The 17,511-nt window shown below is 37.2% G+C and carries 12 protein-coding genes and 1 tRNA gene; 3 read left to right on the forward strand and 10 right to left on the reverse strand.

Annotated elements, in window-relative coordinates:
* The first annotated feature begins 6 nt into the window (after positions 1-6).
* Positions 7-1,323, forward strand: a complete 1,317-nt coding sequence (locus K348_RS0109700) for a pseudouridine synthase (RefSeq protein WP_029904776.1) — start codon at positions 7-9, stop codon at positions 1,321-1,323.
* A 215-nt stretch (positions 1,324-1,538) separates the two neighbouring features.
* Positions 1,539-2,936 carry an asparagine--tRNA ligase gene (gene asnS, locus K348_RS0109705; protein WP_029904777.1) on the forward strand — a complete coding sequence of 466 codons (1,398 nt, stop codon included), beginning with the start codon at positions 1,539-1,541 and terminating at the stop codon, positions 2,934-2,936.
* A gap of 56 nt (positions 2,937-2,992) precedes the next feature.
* Here asnS and K348_RS0109710 read toward each other — a convergent pair whose 3' ends face one another.
* The 10 genes from K348_RS0109710 to K348_RS0109755 all read right to left on the reverse strand — a co-directional run bounded on the left by K348_RS0109710 (position 2,993) and on the right by K348_RS0109755 (position 17,144).
* The gene (locus K348_RS0109710; RefSeq protein ID WP_156032847.1) at positions 2,993-4,657 is read right to left on the reverse strand and encodes a DUF6044 family protein; all 1,665 of its coding nucleotides are present in this window, start codon (positions 4,655-4,657) and stop codon (positions 2,993-2,995) included.
* A gap of 8 nt (positions 4,658-4,665) precedes the next feature.
* Entirely contained in the window at positions 4,666-6,351 is a 1,686-nt protein-coding gene (locus tag K348_RS0109715; RefSeq protein WP_029904779.1) for a DUF6044 family protein, read from the reverse strand.
* A 1-nt stretch (position 6,352) separates the two neighbouring features.
* Positions 6,353-7,489 (reverse strand): dTDP-4-amino-4,6-dideoxygalactose transaminase, encoded by a 1,137-nt coding sequence (rffA, locus tag K348_RS0109720; RefSeq protein WP_029904780.1) that lies wholly within the window; start codon positions 7,487-7,489, stop codon positions 6,353-6,355.
* A 63-nt stretch (positions 7,490-7,552) separates the two neighbouring features.
* Positions 7,553-9,175, reverse strand: coding sequence for a hypothetical protein (locus K348_RS0109725; protein ID WP_029904781.1), 1,623 nt, complete (start codon positions 9,173-9,175; stop codon positions 7,553-7,555).
* Between the two features lie 129 nt (positions 9,176-9,304).
* Complete coding sequence (locus K348_RS0109730) at positions 9,305-10,168, reverse strand: methionyl-tRNA formyltransferase (protein ID WP_051697757.1); 864 nt, start codon at positions 10,166-10,168, stop codon at positions 9,305-9,307.
* Positions 10,155-11,084 (reverse strand): glycosyltransferase family 2 protein, encoded by a 930-nt coding sequence (locus K348_RS0109735; protein WP_036930405.1) that lies wholly within the window; start codon positions 11,082-11,084, stop codon positions 10,155-10,157. The genes K348_RS0109730 and K348_RS0109735 overlap by 14 nt, the downstream gene beginning before the upstream one ends.
* A 63-nt stretch (positions 11,085-11,147) precedes the next feature.
* Positions 11,148-12,962 (reverse strand): hypothetical protein, encoded by a 1,815-nt coding sequence (locus tag K348_RS18415; protein ID WP_036930407.1) that lies wholly within the window; start codon positions 12,960-12,962, stop codon positions 11,148-11,150.
* 32 nt (positions 12,963-12,994) lie between these two features.
* Positions 12,995-15,991, reverse strand: a complete 2,997-nt coding sequence (locus K348_RS0109745; protein WP_029904784.1) for a tetratricopeptide repeat protein — start codon at positions 15,989-15,991, stop codon at positions 12,995-12,997.
* Positions 15,988-16,509 (reverse strand): NUDIX domain-containing protein, encoded by a 522-nt coding sequence (locus K348_RS0109750; RefSeq protein ID WP_029904785.1) that lies wholly within the window; start codon positions 16,507-16,509, stop codon positions 15,988-15,990. The genes K348_RS0109745 and K348_RS0109750 overlap by 4 nt, the downstream gene beginning before the upstream one ends.
* Positions 16,510-16,550: 41 nt before the next feature.
* On the reverse strand, positions 16,551-17,144 hold the full coding sequence (locus K348_RS0109755; RefSeq protein ID WP_029904786.1) for a DUF3109 family protein: 594 nt from the start codon (positions 17,142-17,144) through the stop codon (positions 16,551-16,553).
* Between the two features lie 242 nt (positions 17,145-17,386).
* Between K348_RS0109755 and K348_RS0109760 the strand changes: the two genes are divergently transcribed.
* Positions 17,387-17,458: transfer RNA gene (locus K348_RS0109760), tRNA-Arg, on the forward strand.
* Positions 17,459-17,511: the final 53 nt, after the last annotated feature.

Below are 17,511 nucleotides of genomic sequence, written 5' to 3' on the forward strand. Positions count from 1 at the left end.
AATAAAATGATTACAGACAATGGAAATGATAGAGAAGGCCGGGATGGCTACTCATCATCAGAAAACAAAACAGGCGGGTCTGATCCCGTTAAAAAGAAACGTGCCCGTGTAGGAGATTTACGCAAACAGGCCTACGACAATAATTCGGACAGGGACAGGAATCCTTACAAATCGGGAGGTGACAGACAACAAGGCGGTGGATATAATAACGACCGTCCTAGGCCATCTTACGACAGGAATGACGGTGGAGACCGCCGTCCTTACGGAAATAACTCATATGGAAATCAAAGCCGCCCGTCAGGTAATAGAGGGGGATACTCTGATAACAGAGGCGGAGGATACTCCAATAATAGAGGTGGAGGATATGACAACCGCGGTGGAGGTGGATACTCCAACAACAGAGGTGGCGACAACCGTTCTTCTTATGGAAACAGAGACAACAGAGGTGGCTACGATAACCGTGGCGGTGGCGGATATGACAACCGTCGTCCTTCAGGAGGAGGTGGCTATAACAACAACCGTGGCGGTGGCGGAAGACCTTCACCCGGCGGTGGAGTAAAGAGACTGGTTAAACCGGTTAAGTACAAAGAAAATATAGATCCGAATACACCATTACGTCTGAATAAATATCTTGCAAATGCGGGTGTATGTTCACGTCGCGAAGCCGATGCATATATAACAGCCGGCGTAGTAAAGGTTAACGGTGAGGTTGTAGATCAATTGGGAGCTAAAGTTACCCGTGGCGATCTGGTTACATTCCAGGATCAGCCGGTACGTCTGGAAAGCAAAGTATATGTTCTTCTGAATAAACCGAAAAATTGTGTGACTACCTCGGATGATCCTCAAAACCGTCTGACGGTAATGGATCTGGTAAAGAATGCATGTCCTGAACGCATCTATCCCGTAGGACGTCTCGACAGAAATACAACAGGTGTACTCTTGCTTACCAATGATGGTGATCTGGCTTCGAAACTGATGCATCCAAAATTCAAGAAGAAAAAAATCTATCAGGTTACCCTCGACAGGGATGTAGCTATTGAAGATATGCAGACTATTGCCGATGGTGTTGAACTGGACGACGGAGAAATCCATGCAGACTCTATCGCTTATCAGGCAGAAGACATGTTGAACGTAGTAGGCATTGAAATCCACTCAGGCCGCAACCGTATTGTACGCCGTATATTCGAAAAACTTGGCTATCAGGTAATGAAGCTCGACCGTGTATATTTTGCAGGTCTTACCAAGAAAAATATACCTCGCGGAAAATGGCGTTACCTGTCAGAAAAAGAAGTGAATATGCTACGTATGGGAGCATTTGAATAAAAAAGTCATTACACATCTTATTATATAGAAAGCGCGGGATTAGTCCTGCGCTTTTTTGTGCATCTTATTCTGATAAATTTATCTATATGCTATAAGAAGAAATTGTATTTATCAAATTTTGCCCGTATAACTAAAAAGTAAAAGAATGAATGTTAGCTGAAAAGATTCACTTTTATTATCTTTGTGCACTTAAAAACAGATAAATATAGTTCAACATGGAAAGTATTCGCAGAACAAAAATTGTAGATGTATTTAAAGAACCAAAATTCGGTTCTACAGTAGATGTTAAAGGCTGGGTTCGAACCATCCGTGGTAATAAATACGTAAACTTTATCCATCTCAATGACGGATCTACAATTCATAATCTGCAGATTGTAGCCGATGTTCAGAAATTCGGGGAAGAATTCTTCAAGCCCATTACTACAGGTGCTTGCATCCATGTAATAGGTAAACTGGTAGAATCGCAGGGAAAAGGACAAAGTGCCGAAATTCAGGCCGATACGATAGAGATATACGGAACAGCAGACCCTGAAACATATCCTTTGCAGAAGAAAGGACATTCTCTCGAATTCTTAAGGGAAATTGCATATCTGCGTCCGCGTACCAATACATTCGGTGCAATATTCCGTATCCGTCACCACATGGCATATGCTATACATAAGTACTTTAACGATCATGGATTCTTTTATTTCCATACGCCTATCATTACAGCTTCCGACGCAGAAGGAGCTGGCTCGATGTTTCAGGTAACAACTATGGATTTCAATAATGTACCTCACACTGAGAGTGGAGAAGTAGATTATAAAGAAGATTTTTTCGGACGTCAGACAAACCTAACCGTATCAGGCCAGCTAGAAGGTGAACTCGGAGCTATGGCTCTGGGTGCTATTTATACATTCGGCCCTACGTTCCGTGCCGAAAACTCTAATACACCACGCCACCTTGCCGAATTCTGGATGATAGAACCGGAAGTTGCTTTCTACGATATCCACGATAATATGGATTTGGCTGAGGACTTCCTTAAATATCTTATCCGCTATGCTCTCGAACATTGCAAGGATGATATTGCATTCCTGAGCGAAATGTTTGATAAGGAGCTTATCGAACGTTTAAACTTCGTAATAGCTAATGACTTTATCCGTCTGACCTATACCGAAGCAGTAGAGATATTGGAAAAGAGCGGGCACAAATTTGAATTCCCTGTCTACTGGGGAGCCGACCTGCAATCGGAGCATGAACGCTATCTTGTAGAAAAACATTTTAAACGTCCGGTTATTCTTACCGATTATCCGAAAGAAATAAAGTCGTTCTATATGAAGCAGAATGAGGATGGAAAAACAGTGCGAGGTATGGATGTGCTTTTCCCTAAGATCGGAGAAATTATCGGTGGTTCGGAACGCGAATCCGACTATGACAAACTTCTGCAGCGTACTAAAGAAATGAATATGAATACCGAGCCTATTTGGTGGTATATGGAAACCCGTAAGTTCGGAACAGCTCCTCATGCAGGATTCGGACTCGGATTTGCACGACTTATCCTCTTTATTACCGGTATGACGAATATAAGGGATGTTGTTCCATTTCCACGGACTCCTAATAATGCAGAATTTTGATATTCGCTCTATATATTATGAAAAAGCAGCAAACATGGGTTTGCTGCTTTCTTATTTTATAACACTTCGTACAGGTATATAGTCCAGTGTGAGTCTTTATACCCGTCAAATACTTTAAGGAGTCGTAGTCGGGGATTATTGCCCTCATTTATATTGACTGCCGATAGGATATACTCTCCTCCCATCTCTTTCAGAACATCATAGTTGTAGTCGAGATGTTGTATTTCAGGCAGGTTATTATCATATGAGAAGTCATTTGCTCCGCACTCCGATGAATAGGCATAGCATCGCGAGCCCCATATATCGAAGAAGACATCTCTAGTCTTAACCAATTCTTTCTCTATTATCTTTCTGAACTGATGCTTATAGGATAAGGGGTAACTAGTTGAAAAACCATCGACTGTATAAAATCCGTTATATTGAGAGATAGCAGGATGCAGCCATATACTTATCACCCTGTAGGTAGAAGGCTCCTTTCCTATATAAGATTTTATATCTTGAAATTGTTCCTCTGCATAGAATTCTCCGTATGACGGCAACTCACGATATTTAAAATAGGGCTGCTCGCTGATAACATAACAGAACTGGAACAGCAATATTATAGAGACAATGTGTTTGCCCCATTTAATCTCATTGTATATATAATATAAGGCCATGCACAATAAGATAGCCCAGCAAACAGGATGAAGCCAAAAGAATCTTTTGAGATCTAAAGGGAGTATTTTCCCTAGTTCTGATACGAGTCCTACTGTTTTATTCCAATCATAGAAGCCATAGAATAATGATGTTAATACCAAAAACAGCAGAATAGAACAATATAGTTTATTGACTTTCCTATTCTTTATCATTAATAATAAAATAAATAGAATAGGTATCAGCATGTATTTCTGTAAACTGATTGCATGACCGTATGCATCACCGTCAACGAATAATGAAAGTGCATCTTTTGCCACTTGTCTGAGCCCTACTCCATAAAACTGAAATTCTACACGATGAGAAACATAATCGGAATCATATAAAAAGGAATAGAATAGAGGCAAATGACTTATGATATACATTCCGCAAAGGAAAACCATTGACAAAAAGAAATATAGATTGAATCTCTTCTTTCTCGCCCAGTCCGTTAAAAACAAGCAGCCGATTATCAATAGGACGAAGAAGCCTGTAGTTACAGCAGAAGAGTAAAAGGCATAGACAAACAGCATGAGCCAGTTATACCAAGATATATTCCCCTTCCTTATATTAAGAAAAGCAAGTACAACCATAGGAATACCCGCCACTGAAGCTGAGAAAGACCAGAAAGGCAAGAGGCCAAATAGGACAGCTACAGCTAATGCAATGTTCGATGATGATCCGTCAGTTAATAAATACTTACGTATAAGGAAGTACATTCCCAAGAAACCGATCAGTGCTATCAGATATTTACTAAAAACATAACCCCAAAACGATCCGAGTAGTTGAAACCAGACAAGGCTGATATCATATGTTCCGTAAACAGAAGCATGAGGTATGCCGTCCATTATCTGACCGACTGTTTCCCCCGGTGGGAGAAATAATCCTCCTTCATCGAGTACCATCTTAGCCCATACTACATTCGAATCAAGATTATCAAATATAGGAGTATGTATACCTTCCCCCTCAATTACATAAGGAAGAAAGATTATGGTAATAATAGCAATTCCACAATACATACCATATTTATCAAATAGACTTGATAGCATATAATCTCTTAATTCACTTTATATAAATATATATCCCATTGAGAATCGGCATAGTTGTCAAATACTTTTAGTAGTTGCAGACGTGGATTATTATCTTCATTTATTTCTATGGCAGACAGGATATATTCTCCTCCCATCTCTTTCAGGACATCATAGTTATAATCGAGATGATTGACCTTTGGGACATCATTTACATAGTAAAGGACTCTTGAACCAGCGCCACCTTCATTTGTATAAGCATAGCATTGTGAGCCCCACCAATCAAAAATATTTTTCTCCTCTACTAGCACTTTCTCTATGATTTTCCTGAATTGATGTTTATAGGATAATGGATAGTTAGCCGAAAAACCATCAAGTGTATAAAATCCGTTATACTGAGATATTGCAGGATGCAGCCGTATATTTATTACTCTGTAGGTCGAAGGCTCTTTTCCTATATATGACTTAATATCATTAAATTGTTGTTCTGCATAAAATGATTTGTAAGATGAGTTATCTTTATTATCCATATAAGGTTGCTCACTAACAACATAAACCAACTGAAACAGTAGAATTACATATGCTACATATCTTCCCCATTTAAATCTGTTATAGATATGGCACATAGCCATAAAGAATAATATTGCCCAACATACAGGATGTAGCCAAAAGAACCGCCTAAAGTCCATTGGTATTACCTGTACTATCTTTTGTAGTAGCGGAGTCAATCTATACCAATCATATAAGCCATAGAAAATTGAAGTTAGTATGACAAATACAAAAACTGATATGTATAACCTGTTTATTTTTCTATCCTTCATCATTATTGCTAATACAAATATGATAGGAAGAATCATATATTTATGTAAGCTAACGGCATGCCCGTATGTATCACCGTTTATAAAAATATATTGAATATTCCGCAGAATATTTCTTATAGGCTCTTCATAAGAATGGAATTCTGTACGGTGTGATACAAAATCCGAACTAAAGAAAAAAGAATAGAATAACGGAAGATGGCTTAGAATATACATAGTGCTGAGAAATGCCATTGACAAAAAAAAAGGAATATTAAATTTCTTCTTTTTTATCCAATCTATTACAAAAAGGATAAACATTAAAAGCAGTACGAAAAAGCCGGCAGTTATTAACGAGGAATAAAATGCATACAGAAGCAATATTGCCCAATTATACCAGTTTTTCTCACCCTGTCTTATATTTAAAAATACCAGTATAGTCATAGGTATCCCCGATACAGAAGCGCTGAACGACCAAAAAGGTAATAAACCGTAAAAAACAGAAACTCCCAAAACAATATAAGAAGGACAATTCGGAGACAAGAAATATTTTTTTAGGAGATAATACATCCCCAGAAAACCGATCAAAGCTATGAGGTATTTATTAATAACATAGCCCCAGAACATCCCTAAAAGCTGAAACCATATAAGGCAAATATCATAAGTTCCATATACAGAGGCATGAGGTAAACCATTCATTATCTGGTAAACTATTTGCCCCGGCGGAAGTAATATTCCTCCCTGATCGAGAACCATTTTAGCCCAGACAACATTAGAATCAAGATTATCAAATACAGGAACATATATATTTTCGCCTTCTATCAGATAGGGCATAAAACACAGTGTTATGATAAAGATTCCTAAACATAGTTGAAATCTCACATTAGTAAATAATAAAAGCCAACGTGATTCTTTCATATTAAACAGATCCCTTTATTTCTCTTATTATAAGACAAATATCTTCTTCCGTCAGATCATAATATAAAGGTAGTCGTACTAAAGTATCAGCATATCTGTCACATTGTGCCAGTGTCCGTCCATCATGTTTATCTTTATAAAACGGACTGGTATGTAAACTTAAATAATGAAATACACTCAGGATATTTTTCGATTTGAGGTGTGCTATGATAGATGATCTTTGCTCCAGGCTCTCACAAACCAGATAAAACATATGTGCATTATTCGTTGCGTATTCGGGTATAGAAGGTAATTTAATATTATTCTCCCGGGCAAAATCTTTTAATCCTTCATTATATTTTGTCCATATCTCCAGTCTTTTCTTCTGTATATCCTCCAGATTTTCCAGTTGTGCCCATAAAAAAGCAGCTATTACCTCAGACGGCAGAAAAGAGCTGCCAACATCTACCCAGCCATATTTATCAGTTTCTCCCCTGAAAAAAGCCGATCGATTAGTTCCTTTTTCCCAAATAATTTCAGCTCTTTCTTCAAACTTATTATCATTAATAACAAGCATTCCTCCTTCTCCCGAAATAATGTTCTTCGTTTCATGGAAAGAGAAAGCAGCTAAATGTCCTATAGATCCAAGTACTCTTTTTATACCATCGCTGCCTGTGTAATAATTCTCGATAGCTTGTGCCGCATCTTCAATTACATACAAATTATACTTATCCGCCAGATGCATGATCCTGTCCATATCACATGCAAAACCTGCATAATGGACAGAAACTATCGCTTTGGTTTTGGATGTAATTAAAGATTCGATCTTTTCTGTATCTATATTAGGATGATCGGTCATAGAATCACAGAATACAATTTTGGCTCCTCTCAATACAAATGCGTTTGCTGTACTTACAAATGTATATGATGGCATTATAATTTCATCACCCGGCTGTGTATCTATAAGTATTGCAGCCATCTCCAGAGCATCGGTACAGGATGTGGTGAGAAGACATTTATTAAAACCGTATCGGTCTTCAAAAAATGTATGGCATTTTTTGGTAAATATCCCATTTCCGGAAATCTTTCCTGAAAATACAGCCTGATACATGTAATGGGCTTCTTTGCCTGTAAGATATGGTTTATTAAATGGAATCATAATAATTATATGTTTTGTAAATTATTAGTTTCATAAAGATAAGGACAATGAATGAAAATAAGATCAATTAACTTTCCTTAATCTTAATATAAAATAGTGTTTACTTTCGGAAAGGATAGTAAATTCAACATCTGTATTATAATGAAGTTTAATACTTTCGCGTAAATTAGGTAAAGCAGCTGTAGCCCAATCTTTACTTATTAAGATTGCGTTCTTATCTATAATATCTGTATGAGATTCTAATCGATTCTTATTAAATGGTATCATAGAATACCATCCTAATGTCAAAAACGGATATTTCTTATATAAATTTGAGATCTTAAATGGAGAATAATTCTCAAACTTCAAAGCGTCTCCAAATGATATCATATAATCAGTCTTTTCTAACTTTATATTCTCTATAAGACTCTCCTGCTCTGTAGTATCATTTGCTGTTTTTCTTTCATCCAATCGTCTTCCAATATATATACTTCCAATTAATAAAAAAATGTAGAGAAAAATAAGTCCAATATTATCCAATCTATTTCGGTATTGATTATTGTTTTGCATATAAAATAATAACCAACAAAATGCAAGCAAGGCTGAAACAAATACTCTAGGTTTTAATGTGGCGTCAATGGATATATAAAATAAAAGGAGAAAAAATAATCCAATGGCTCCAACCAGTATAATCACATTAATTCTACCCTTTATAATAAAAATCTGGATTATTGAAAAAATTAGAATACACGATAAAAGAAACTTATAAGGCAATACATTGTAATATATATTTATCAGCTTCTGTTTAAATTCAACCTTGTTAGCTTTGAAATATATTGATTTTAGCACATCAATATCTACTATTTGTGTATCGGGGAAAAATAGTCTTAACATTAGGTAGTCAGATTCATATACAGTTTCAGGTAAATCCTTTTCCGATACTATATTCGGATTATCATGAATCAACCCCCGGTAGAAGTTATATTCCTTATACATATCCCATTGTTTATCCTTACTGTATATTTTTATATCTATATATTTTGCTGTTACAGGTAAGATAAAAAATAACGATAGCAATATTAAATTTTGTTTTAGCTTGATAGTAGGATTATTAAAATATTCAAACAAAAATAGAGGACCGGACATTATTAAGACTAAAAATGCAGCTTCAAAGCGTATCAAGGAGGCTAATAAGAATAATATAACAGCAATAATTTTATATTTTGTTTGCGGGTAGTTAAATAGTACTACTGAAGCCATAGCGCAAATTGCCGCTGTTGTCGTAAACTGGAAATTGAGGACTATCCAGATCTCTATCATATATAATATTAATGTAAAGGCTATTTTATATGCAGTTTTCTTTTTTGAATTAAGGATAGAAAACGATATGATAGTAAGAGATACTATATGTATAAATATAAAAAATACTGTATACCATTCTATTTCCGGTATAAAAAGATATAGATGTGATACTAATATTCCATATATATAATTAATAAAAACTAAATGTGCATCGGGAATTCCGGAGTAATCTCCAGAACTGATAAGCAACATCAATATATCATCATTGGTTTCAAACCTAATAGGCAGTATCCAAGCAAAGAAAAGAAATATTAGTGAATTAAGTAAAAATAGGAACCAGCCTTTATAATAAAAAGGCCTAATTTTAATATTATCTTTTTTACAGTGAATGTCTTTTTGCTCCATTATTATCTATAAGTTCCGATGGAAATATTGGAATCGATTTTATAAAGTATATTTTGAAAATATTATATATATCGAATAAGTTGTTTCTCTTTTAGGCATACTTTATTAATGCAATCTACTGACATAGAATTATACAAACTTTAATCGAAACAACTTTGAGTAATCAAATATTGTATTGTCTTCTTTATAAAAATGGGAAATCTGAAGTAATCCTTTACCACAGACGATAACCAAACCGTCAGAATCTTTAAAGATTACTTTTCCCGGCACTCTATTTTCAACCGTAACGTCCCTCATAGTTCGGGCATCAAAGATAGTCAAAGTATTTTCACCTGATTTTGTTTTTGCTCCATCATAAGGAGGGCCAACTGCATCAATAAATCTCTTTATTTTTTCTGCATCTTGATTCCAATCTATAAAATAGTCGTCCTCGTTTCTCCAAAGACTATATGTCGAATCTGCTTCGATCTGAGGAGTTGACCGTATTGTTTCATCATTGTTTACCATATCAAGAAAACAAACAATTAAATCAAGGTATAATTCTGATATTATAGAAATTGCATCCTTTATTTTTATAGGATAAGTTACCTTAACTTTTAATTGCCCTATAATGGCTCCCGTATCATATTCTTTCTCTCCAAGCAGACATGTCGCTCCAATATACTCATCACCATTGATCAACGCAGAAACAAGCGGGTTGAATCCTCTGTATTTAGGAAGTAAGGAGTCATGAAAAACAATTAAAGTAGCTTCTTCCTGAATGAGCCATCTCCATCCTATCAACACCAAATATCTTGATTGAATCTTTGGCTCTTTACCTCTGTCGTAGCATTTTATGTTATTGGCACTGCATAAGTTTACTATTTCGGTATAATAATCATTTTCTACATTAGCGTCTTTACCGATTACAACGTCATCGATAAGGTCATAATATCTGTGGATATTTGATAGTACGTAGTATCCCTTATAACCCAATAAATTAATCCTGACCATAATTCATTTTTTGAGATACAATATAAATAGGCCGTTTTCTCACTCCTTCAAATATTTTTCCTATATACAGTCCAACTATTCCTAATATAAGAATTATAATTCCTGATAAAAACCAAATAGATATAATGAGACTTGTATATCCAAGTACAACAATTTCACCTAATAGCCATAAAATAAGAGTATAGATAGCAGCTAAGATTGATAAAAACGAAATGAATGCTCCCACCTTCACGGTTAGCCTGATTGGTTTTTCTGAATATGCTAAAATTATATCCAAGGCCAGATTCAGTAACTTTTTTAAATTATAAGATGTCTTACCTTCGTATCTGGCACTATGCTCTACATTTATCTTAGTCTTATTAAAGCCCACCCAATTTACCATTGTTGGAAAATAACGGATCGATTCCCTCATACTACGAATTGCATCAATAGCTTTTTTGTCATATATTCCAAAATTAGCTACACTCGGGTCTTGCTTTACACCTGTGAGATATGATAAGGTTTTATAAAAAAGAGAAGATGATAACCGTTTAAGAAAGGAGTCTTGCCTTTCAAATCGTTCTGCCAAAACTATGTTATATCCCTCTTTTGCTTTATTATATAAATTAGGTATTTCTTCCGGTTTATCTTGCAAGTCACAATCCATAACAATGACCCAATCCCCTGAAACATGATCTAACCCGGCTGTTATTGCATAATGCTGTCCGAAATTACGGCTAAGCTTTATGCCAATAACATTCCTATTTATGCGGGCTATTTGCTCAATAACTCCCCACGAATTATCCGGTCCACAATCTTCGACCAATATAATTTCATAATCATCAGTAATTCCAATCACAGCTTTCTCAATCCTCTCGACTAATACTGGTATTATCTTTTCTGCTCTATATACAGGACTTACTATGGATATTTTCATAGGGAATTCAGCTTTATAAAGTCTTCGTATTGTATTCTCTTTAATTATATACAAAGATACCTTTTAAAATTTAAAACTCAAACCGCCCAGAATATTAAATCCTTGCAGAGGATATCCATATTGTAACTCATATTTCTGAAACAGCAGATTGTTAGCCCTCACATTTACAGAAAACCACTCGGTCACCTGATATTCACCTCTTATATTCAGTTCGTTAATATCTTTCATCTTAATGACTTCCGTTACAGGATTCATAAAATTACTGTAAAGCGTCTTACGGCCGCCGGCATACTGATAGTTCAGATTGAAAGTCAATTTATCGATAGGTTTGATATCAGCATTCAGCTCAGCTGTAAAAGTCGGACGCCCCCATGCTTTCTTCTCCTCAATAGCATCTTTATCGATCCTAGTTATATTTCCATTTACATATTTGACATCATAGAAATAAGCCGTGATCTTCGCCGATAAATCTGTATATGGAATAAGCTTAGTTCTTATTAATCCTCCAAAATGCCCTGTACCAATATTGGCATATAAAGGTTTTCCTACATTTCCCCACATTCTTACTCCTTCGGGATAACTTTCTCCGGGAAGCGGATTATACAGAGATTGGGATAAATATAAATGATCTTTGTCTGTCTTTTTATATCCGGCAAATATGTCGAATTCAAAGCCACTCACAACTCCCGATTTGAAGCCTATCTTCCCATCAAACAGTGTTTTTGAATATTCTACACGTGAATTCATGTCCACGTATCTGTTTTCCTGCAAGATATCCAAAAATGTGTTATTATTTATACCACCGGTTATTTCTCCATAGAATGTATTTAACTCATTTATATGAATGGATGCTTTTACATTCGGACTAAAAAGGAATTTATTCTTGACATCCGCCGTATAGCTGACATTCACTCCCAGATCAGCATCCCAGCTGCCACCCTGAAATTTAATATATGGAGTTGCCGTCACACTGGTAAGCGCGTGATAAGTATCTTCAAGAAAATTATCACTACTGCTGAAAGACTGGTTCATCAATGAACCCTTTACCCCTACCATTCTGTCGGAACCGAAATCTGTATAGAAATCAAGCGCTAAATCCAGCTGACCTCCTTTTGGCCCCGAATCAGGTAAATACGGTCCATATTTAGTCTTAAAATGCTGATAATTGAGATTCCCGTAATACTTCAATACTCCTTCGTTGTTATCACTAGATTTCAATCCTGCACCGATACTGAATACATCTACATTCTGGCGGGATGTAAGATCAAGAGGATATGCTACAGATGAAATAGCAGGAATAAACGGGTTACCATAGTAATTATACGAGGTGTTATAGAACGATGCATCGAACCATAAAACCGACGGGTCGAAAATATGCTGATATTTCAGATTGCCTCTACTTGCAGAATATTTAGCCTTAGCCTCATCAAATGTATAACCTTTCTGAATATAATCTACATTCGAACTGGAAGAACTATGTGTAGCAAAGATATCCAGACGGTCGCGTTCTCCGTTTACAATGCGGTAACCAAAAGCGCCTTCGAGGTTAGAATTGTTTCCAGCACCTAATACCAGATAACCACGTTTTTTATTGAAATCAACACCAGTTCTTATATCGCTTGGTTTTACACTTCCCAGTTGATTGTTGGTAATAGTTATCCGCGGCACCGAACTGACAAACTTCAATTCTTTCGCCTTTATTTCCGGTGAATATATGAAGGGCTGCGTATTAACTTTGGATGCATCCTGCAATGTCGGATTATAATCACGCTCGAGCATTACCTGACGAATCAGGGTCGAATCTTTCTGGGCGGTAGCAGTCAGGCTGACAACACCTAATCCTATGGCGAAAATGGAATTATATATTGCTTTTTTCATCGTTTTTTATTTTTTCATTATCCGTATTCCTGTTATTTCAATGCTTCCAGACGTGAAGATATCATACCTGTAAGATCAGCTTCCCCGCCTTTATAGTTAGCCTGCAAACTTTCAAGATACTGGCGGGCCTGGAATTTATCACCTTTAGCTGCATATACATCCGACAGAACAACAATAGCCCGGGCCATCCAGTATTCGTGAGGAGTTCCTTCTTTCATAAATGCCTGAATCTGTTTTTCAGCCTTATCATAAGATTTTGCTTCATAATATATTTCAGCCAACAGATATTGAGATTCGGCGCCGGAGGCACTGCGTGTATCTTTTGCCACTTCCTGTAAATCCGCAATAGCCTTTTCTGACTGACCAAGATTTTTCAGAGACTGTCCTCTGTAGAAACGCGCCTCATTAACCACATTACCCGATTTTGCATTTTGTAATAATTTGTCTGCAGCAGCAACTACCTCATTGTCCTTCTTCAACAGATAAGCACTACGCAACATTCCCAGTTGAGCTACATCTTTATTTTCTTTTTTGGATGCTACCATGTTCAGGTGCTCGTATGTTTTGTATGCAGCTTCGTAATCTTTGTTATCAAACTCCATTCCCGAAACAAAAATCAACGCATCATCTATATATTTCGGATTATTGCTATTTATCACTTCCTTAAAATGGCTCAAAGCCGAAGAAGTGTCTTTTGTCTCAAATGCCATATTTCCCAGATAGAAATGTGCATCGCTAGCAAATACTCCACTAGGATATGACTGCAGATATCTATTGAAAGCCGTCTTCGATTCATCTTTACGACCTTTCATATACACATTCTCGGCAGCAAGGTAAGTCAGTGAATCCTGACGGCTGGCCGACAATACAGTTCCCTGTCCCAAAGAATTCACATAAGAAGCATATGCGCCGATATCGTTAATATCTTTATATACACCTTCCATACTCTGAATAGCTGTCCGCGCCTCATCCGTATTCGGGCTGGTAGCTACTACCTGCTTGTATGCAGCAATAGATTTCTGAGGATTATTATTATTGAAATATAACTGTCCGAGCTGGATACCTGCTTTTTGCGACAGGTTCGATTTCGGATGCTCATTCAATAATTTTTCCAAAACGGATATAGCCTCCTGATCCTTACTTAACATAACCAATGCCCTGCTCTTTTCAAACAACGCATCATCATAATACGGAGAATTCGGATATTTGGACATCATACTGTTCAATGCCGACACTTTTCCGTTATAGTTACGTTGAAGCCCAAGCACAAATGCTTTCTGGAATTCAGAATAATCGGCATTCCCCGGATTTACATTTACCGCCTGTGAATAATAATTTTCCGCTTCGGAGAAGTTACGGTTAAATAGATAGCAATCGCCGATACGGTTCAATGCGTCTGCATAATTCGGTACTTGTCTGTCTTTTTCTGCCGAAGTATATTTTTTGAAATTCGTTAATGCCCTGCTGTAGTTCTTCTGCTGATAATCGGTATAAGCCAGATTGTATAATGCCAGTGCATAGTTTTGTCCACCGGATGAAGCTTCCTCTATATAAGAAGCATAGTCGCGGGCAGCAGCATGATAGTCACCCTTGCGATATGCCAAATCACCACGCCAGAAATATGCTTCATTACGTGCTTTCGTATTATATCTGCCTAAGCTGATAGCTGCATCGAGATTTCTTTCCGCAGCATCGTACTGTCCGTCTATCGATTCCTGCACTCCCAATTGGAAAAGGATAAGCTGTTTCGCATCCAGAATCTGTCGTCCGGGAGATTTTATACTATTGATAGCTGTAAGAGCGGTATTATAATTCTTTGTAGAAAGTAAGGTAGAAGCCAAAGCCTCATTTACCTCATCTGTATATTGTGAAGACGGATATTCGGTAAGGAACCGCTGCGATGCCGTAATGGCCTGACCGAAAGCAGAGCCTCCGTCACGGTTCATAAGCATTACATAATTATATAAAGCCTCCTCACTGATCGTCTTATTGAACTGTGTACGTGCAGCAGCATCGAATGCCATAGTAGCATTCGGTATATCATTGACTTTCAGGTAGGATTGTCCCAGCAGCATATATGCTGCCTGACCGAGCAGGTCGTCTGTAGAAGGTACATCTCTTTTCAGTGCATTCACAGCTTTACTATACGCTCCGGTCTGATAGTAGGCTTCTGCCAGTTGGTACATATCGTCGCGGAAAGTAGTTTCAGCACCTTGCAGATATTTCTCATAGTTGCTTATTGAATTTCTCACATCACCCTGACGGTAGTAGCTGTTTCCCAGAAGGCGGTAAACTTCAATCACATTTGTACTGCTAGGATATGATGATATATAATCCTGCCCTTCCGATATAGTACTGTTCAAATCACCTTGAAGAAATGCAGCCTGAGTAAGGAAAAATGAAGAACTTTCCTTATACTCCCCTTTATTCTTCAATTTACGGAAAACAGGAATTGCCTGATCATATTCCCCATCCTGAAAATTGGCATAAGCCAGATAGTAAGAAGCCGGTTCGCCGTATTTATTGCTGTTACGGGTGAGCAGGCCAAACAGCCGCTTGGCTTCCACCCTGTTGCCTGCCTGCAGGTTTACGTATGCAGACCTGTAGCTGAAATCCTCCTGTTCCTTCACATCCAGATAATCCATATCGGTCTGTGCAAACCAGTACAATGCTTTTTGCCAATCCTTTTCTGCAAAATGCATAGACCCGATAAAGAAAGAAACCTGATTGCGGTGATAAGAAGAAGGGTATTTTTCCAGATAGTCCTTCAACATATTGCCAACATTCGCATTTCCCTGATAGTACATCGAACTGAGAATCATATATTCGGCCTCAGGGATAAGCTTAGTATCTTTTGATCGCTTTGTAAATTCTTCCAATGCATTCATGCAACCTACATAGTTGTTGTCCAGGAACATCTCTTTTCCCTGCGAGAAAAGCCTGTCGGGCATCTCCGTGTATACGGACTTCTGAGCGTATGTAAACTGTACACTCAGAACAAATCCTAACGCTACAAGTACTTTTTTCATATATTCATTTTTTGTATTTCCTTTATTACTTCTTTTACCGACATCAGCCCGAACAATTCAGGCTTCAGTTCCGATATTTTTATAAATTCCAGTCCGGCAACATCATCTTCTGCTTTAAGCATATGGGTATCACTCACCTTACACAGATAGACAAGGTCGAGTGTCTGCACTTCAAACCCCGAATATATATATTTATTAGGTATCGAAAACAAATACTTTACATTTTCTACTTTAAGTCCGGTTTCCTCCAGCACTTCGCGGGCAACAGCCTCTTCGCCTGTTTCTTCCATATCAACAAAGCCACCGGGTAAATCAAGTGTACCCTTTACAGGCTCGTGCGCACGCGTAGCGACAAGTAATTCTTTATTATCGTTTATAATAATAGCAATCGTAGATGAGCATGAATTGAAATAATAGACAAAGCCGCAATCTTCACATTTCTTCGATTTGAAATTATTTTCGACGAAACGGTCAGATCCGCATTTTGGGCAAAATTTGAATTGTGTTAAAGGATGCATTTTTAAGTTTAAGTATATATGTTATTAATTAAAACTTTAAACTATTTGTTAACGCCTGCTACACGCTCTTTATTATACTCTTCGGCAACAAGCGAAAGCTCGTTGTACCAATCTTCCCCGAAACGCCGGATGAGCGGCTCTTTCAAAAACTGATATACTCTAAGATTCTCCTTATCACCCAATAATACAGCAGCCTTACATACCCGCCAGCGATGATAATTCACGGCTGTAAAATCCCTGTATTTATCTAAACGGATGGGATATAAATGACACGAAACAGGCTTGTAGAAATCCACACGACCTTCACGATGCGCTTTTTCTATAGCACATTTGCAAATACCTTTTTCGTCATAATATGTGAATACGCAGTCTTTACCGTTGACGATGGAAGTGACCATATCGCCGTCACTGTCTTTATAAGCTACGCCTTGTTGTTTGATTATTTCCTGAGCTGCCGGCGACAAATCATCCCATACGTGCGGTAGCAGGTCTTCAATGATTTTTACTTCTTCATCTTCGAGCGGGGCGCCTGAATCCCCTTCCACACAGCATTCTCCTTTACAAGCAGATAAGTCGCATAAAAAATTTTCCTCTATTATATCCGATGCAACTATTGTATCGCCTATCTGAAACATTTATCTTTCGGTTTTTTCTTTCCTGTTCTGACTCTAATACATTTTTCGCCCATAAAGATACGCTTTTGTATTTACATGCGATATATTTTTATCTGTTAATAAAGCTTTACAAGCCTTTATATGATATATTTCATATTCCGTCTTTCAATATAAGAACATGAATTTATAAAATCTATTTGCCTTATCTCAGAAATTCTCTTATTTTTGCACAGGATTTACAAGTTGAAGAGTTGTAATACCATGGCGCAGTAGTTCAATGGATAGAATAGAAGTTTCCTAAACTTTAGATTCGGGTTCGATTCCCGGCTGTGCTACTAAAATTAACCATGCAAACCAGAACTATTGTAATTTCTTCTTTGTTAATATG

The organism is Prevotella sp. 10(H) (genome assembly GCF_000711235.1).
GTDB lineage: Bacteria > Bacteroidota > Bacteroidia > Bacteroidales > Dysgonomonadaceae > Dysgonomonas.

Coding starts and splice junctions, on each gene's coding strand:
- K348_RS0109700 (WP_029904776.1), top strand. CDS start 7: ATGATTACAGACAATGGAAATGATAGAGAAGGCCGGGATGGCTACTCA.
- asnS (WP_029904777.1), top strand. CDS start 1,539: ATGGAAAGTATTCGCAGAACAAAAATTGTAGATGTATTTAAAGAACCA.
- K348_RS0109710 (WP_156032847.1), bottom strand. CDS start 4,657: ATGCTATCAAGTCTATTTGATAAATATGGTATGTATTGTGGAATTGCT.
- K348_RS0109715 (WP_029904779.1), bottom strand. CDS start 6,351: ATGAAAGAATCACGTTGGCTTTTATTATTTACTAATGTGAGATTTCAA.
- rffA (WP_029904780.1), bottom strand. CDS start 7,489: ATGATTCCATTTAATAAACCATATCTTACAGGCAAAGAAGCCCATTAC.
- K348_RS0109725 (WP_029904781.1), bottom strand. CDS start 9,175: ATGGAGCAAAAAGACATTCACTGTAAAAAAGATAATATTAAAATTAGG.
- K348_RS0109730 (WP_051697757.1), bottom strand. CDS start 10,168: ATGGTCAGGATTAATTTATTGGGTTATAAGGGATACTACGTACTATCA.
- K348_RS0109735 (WP_036930405.1), bottom strand. CDS start 11,084: ATGAAAATATCCATAGTAAGTCCTGTATATAGAGCAGAAAAGATAATA.
- K348_RS18415 (WP_036930407.1), bottom strand. CDS start 12,962: ATGAAAAAAGCAATATATAATTCCATTTTCGCCATAGGATTAGGTGTT.
- K348_RS0109745 (WP_029904784.1), bottom strand. CDS start 15,991: ATGAAAAAAGTACTTGTAGCGTTAGGATTTGTTCTGAGTGTACAGTTT.
- K348_RS0109750 (WP_029904785.1), bottom strand. CDS start 16,509: ATGCATCCTTTAACACAATTCAAATTTTGCCCAAAATGCGGATCTGAC.
- K348_RS0109755 (WP_029904786.1), bottom strand. CDS start 17,144: ATGTTTCAGATAGGCGATACAATAGTTGCATCGGATATAATAGAGGAA.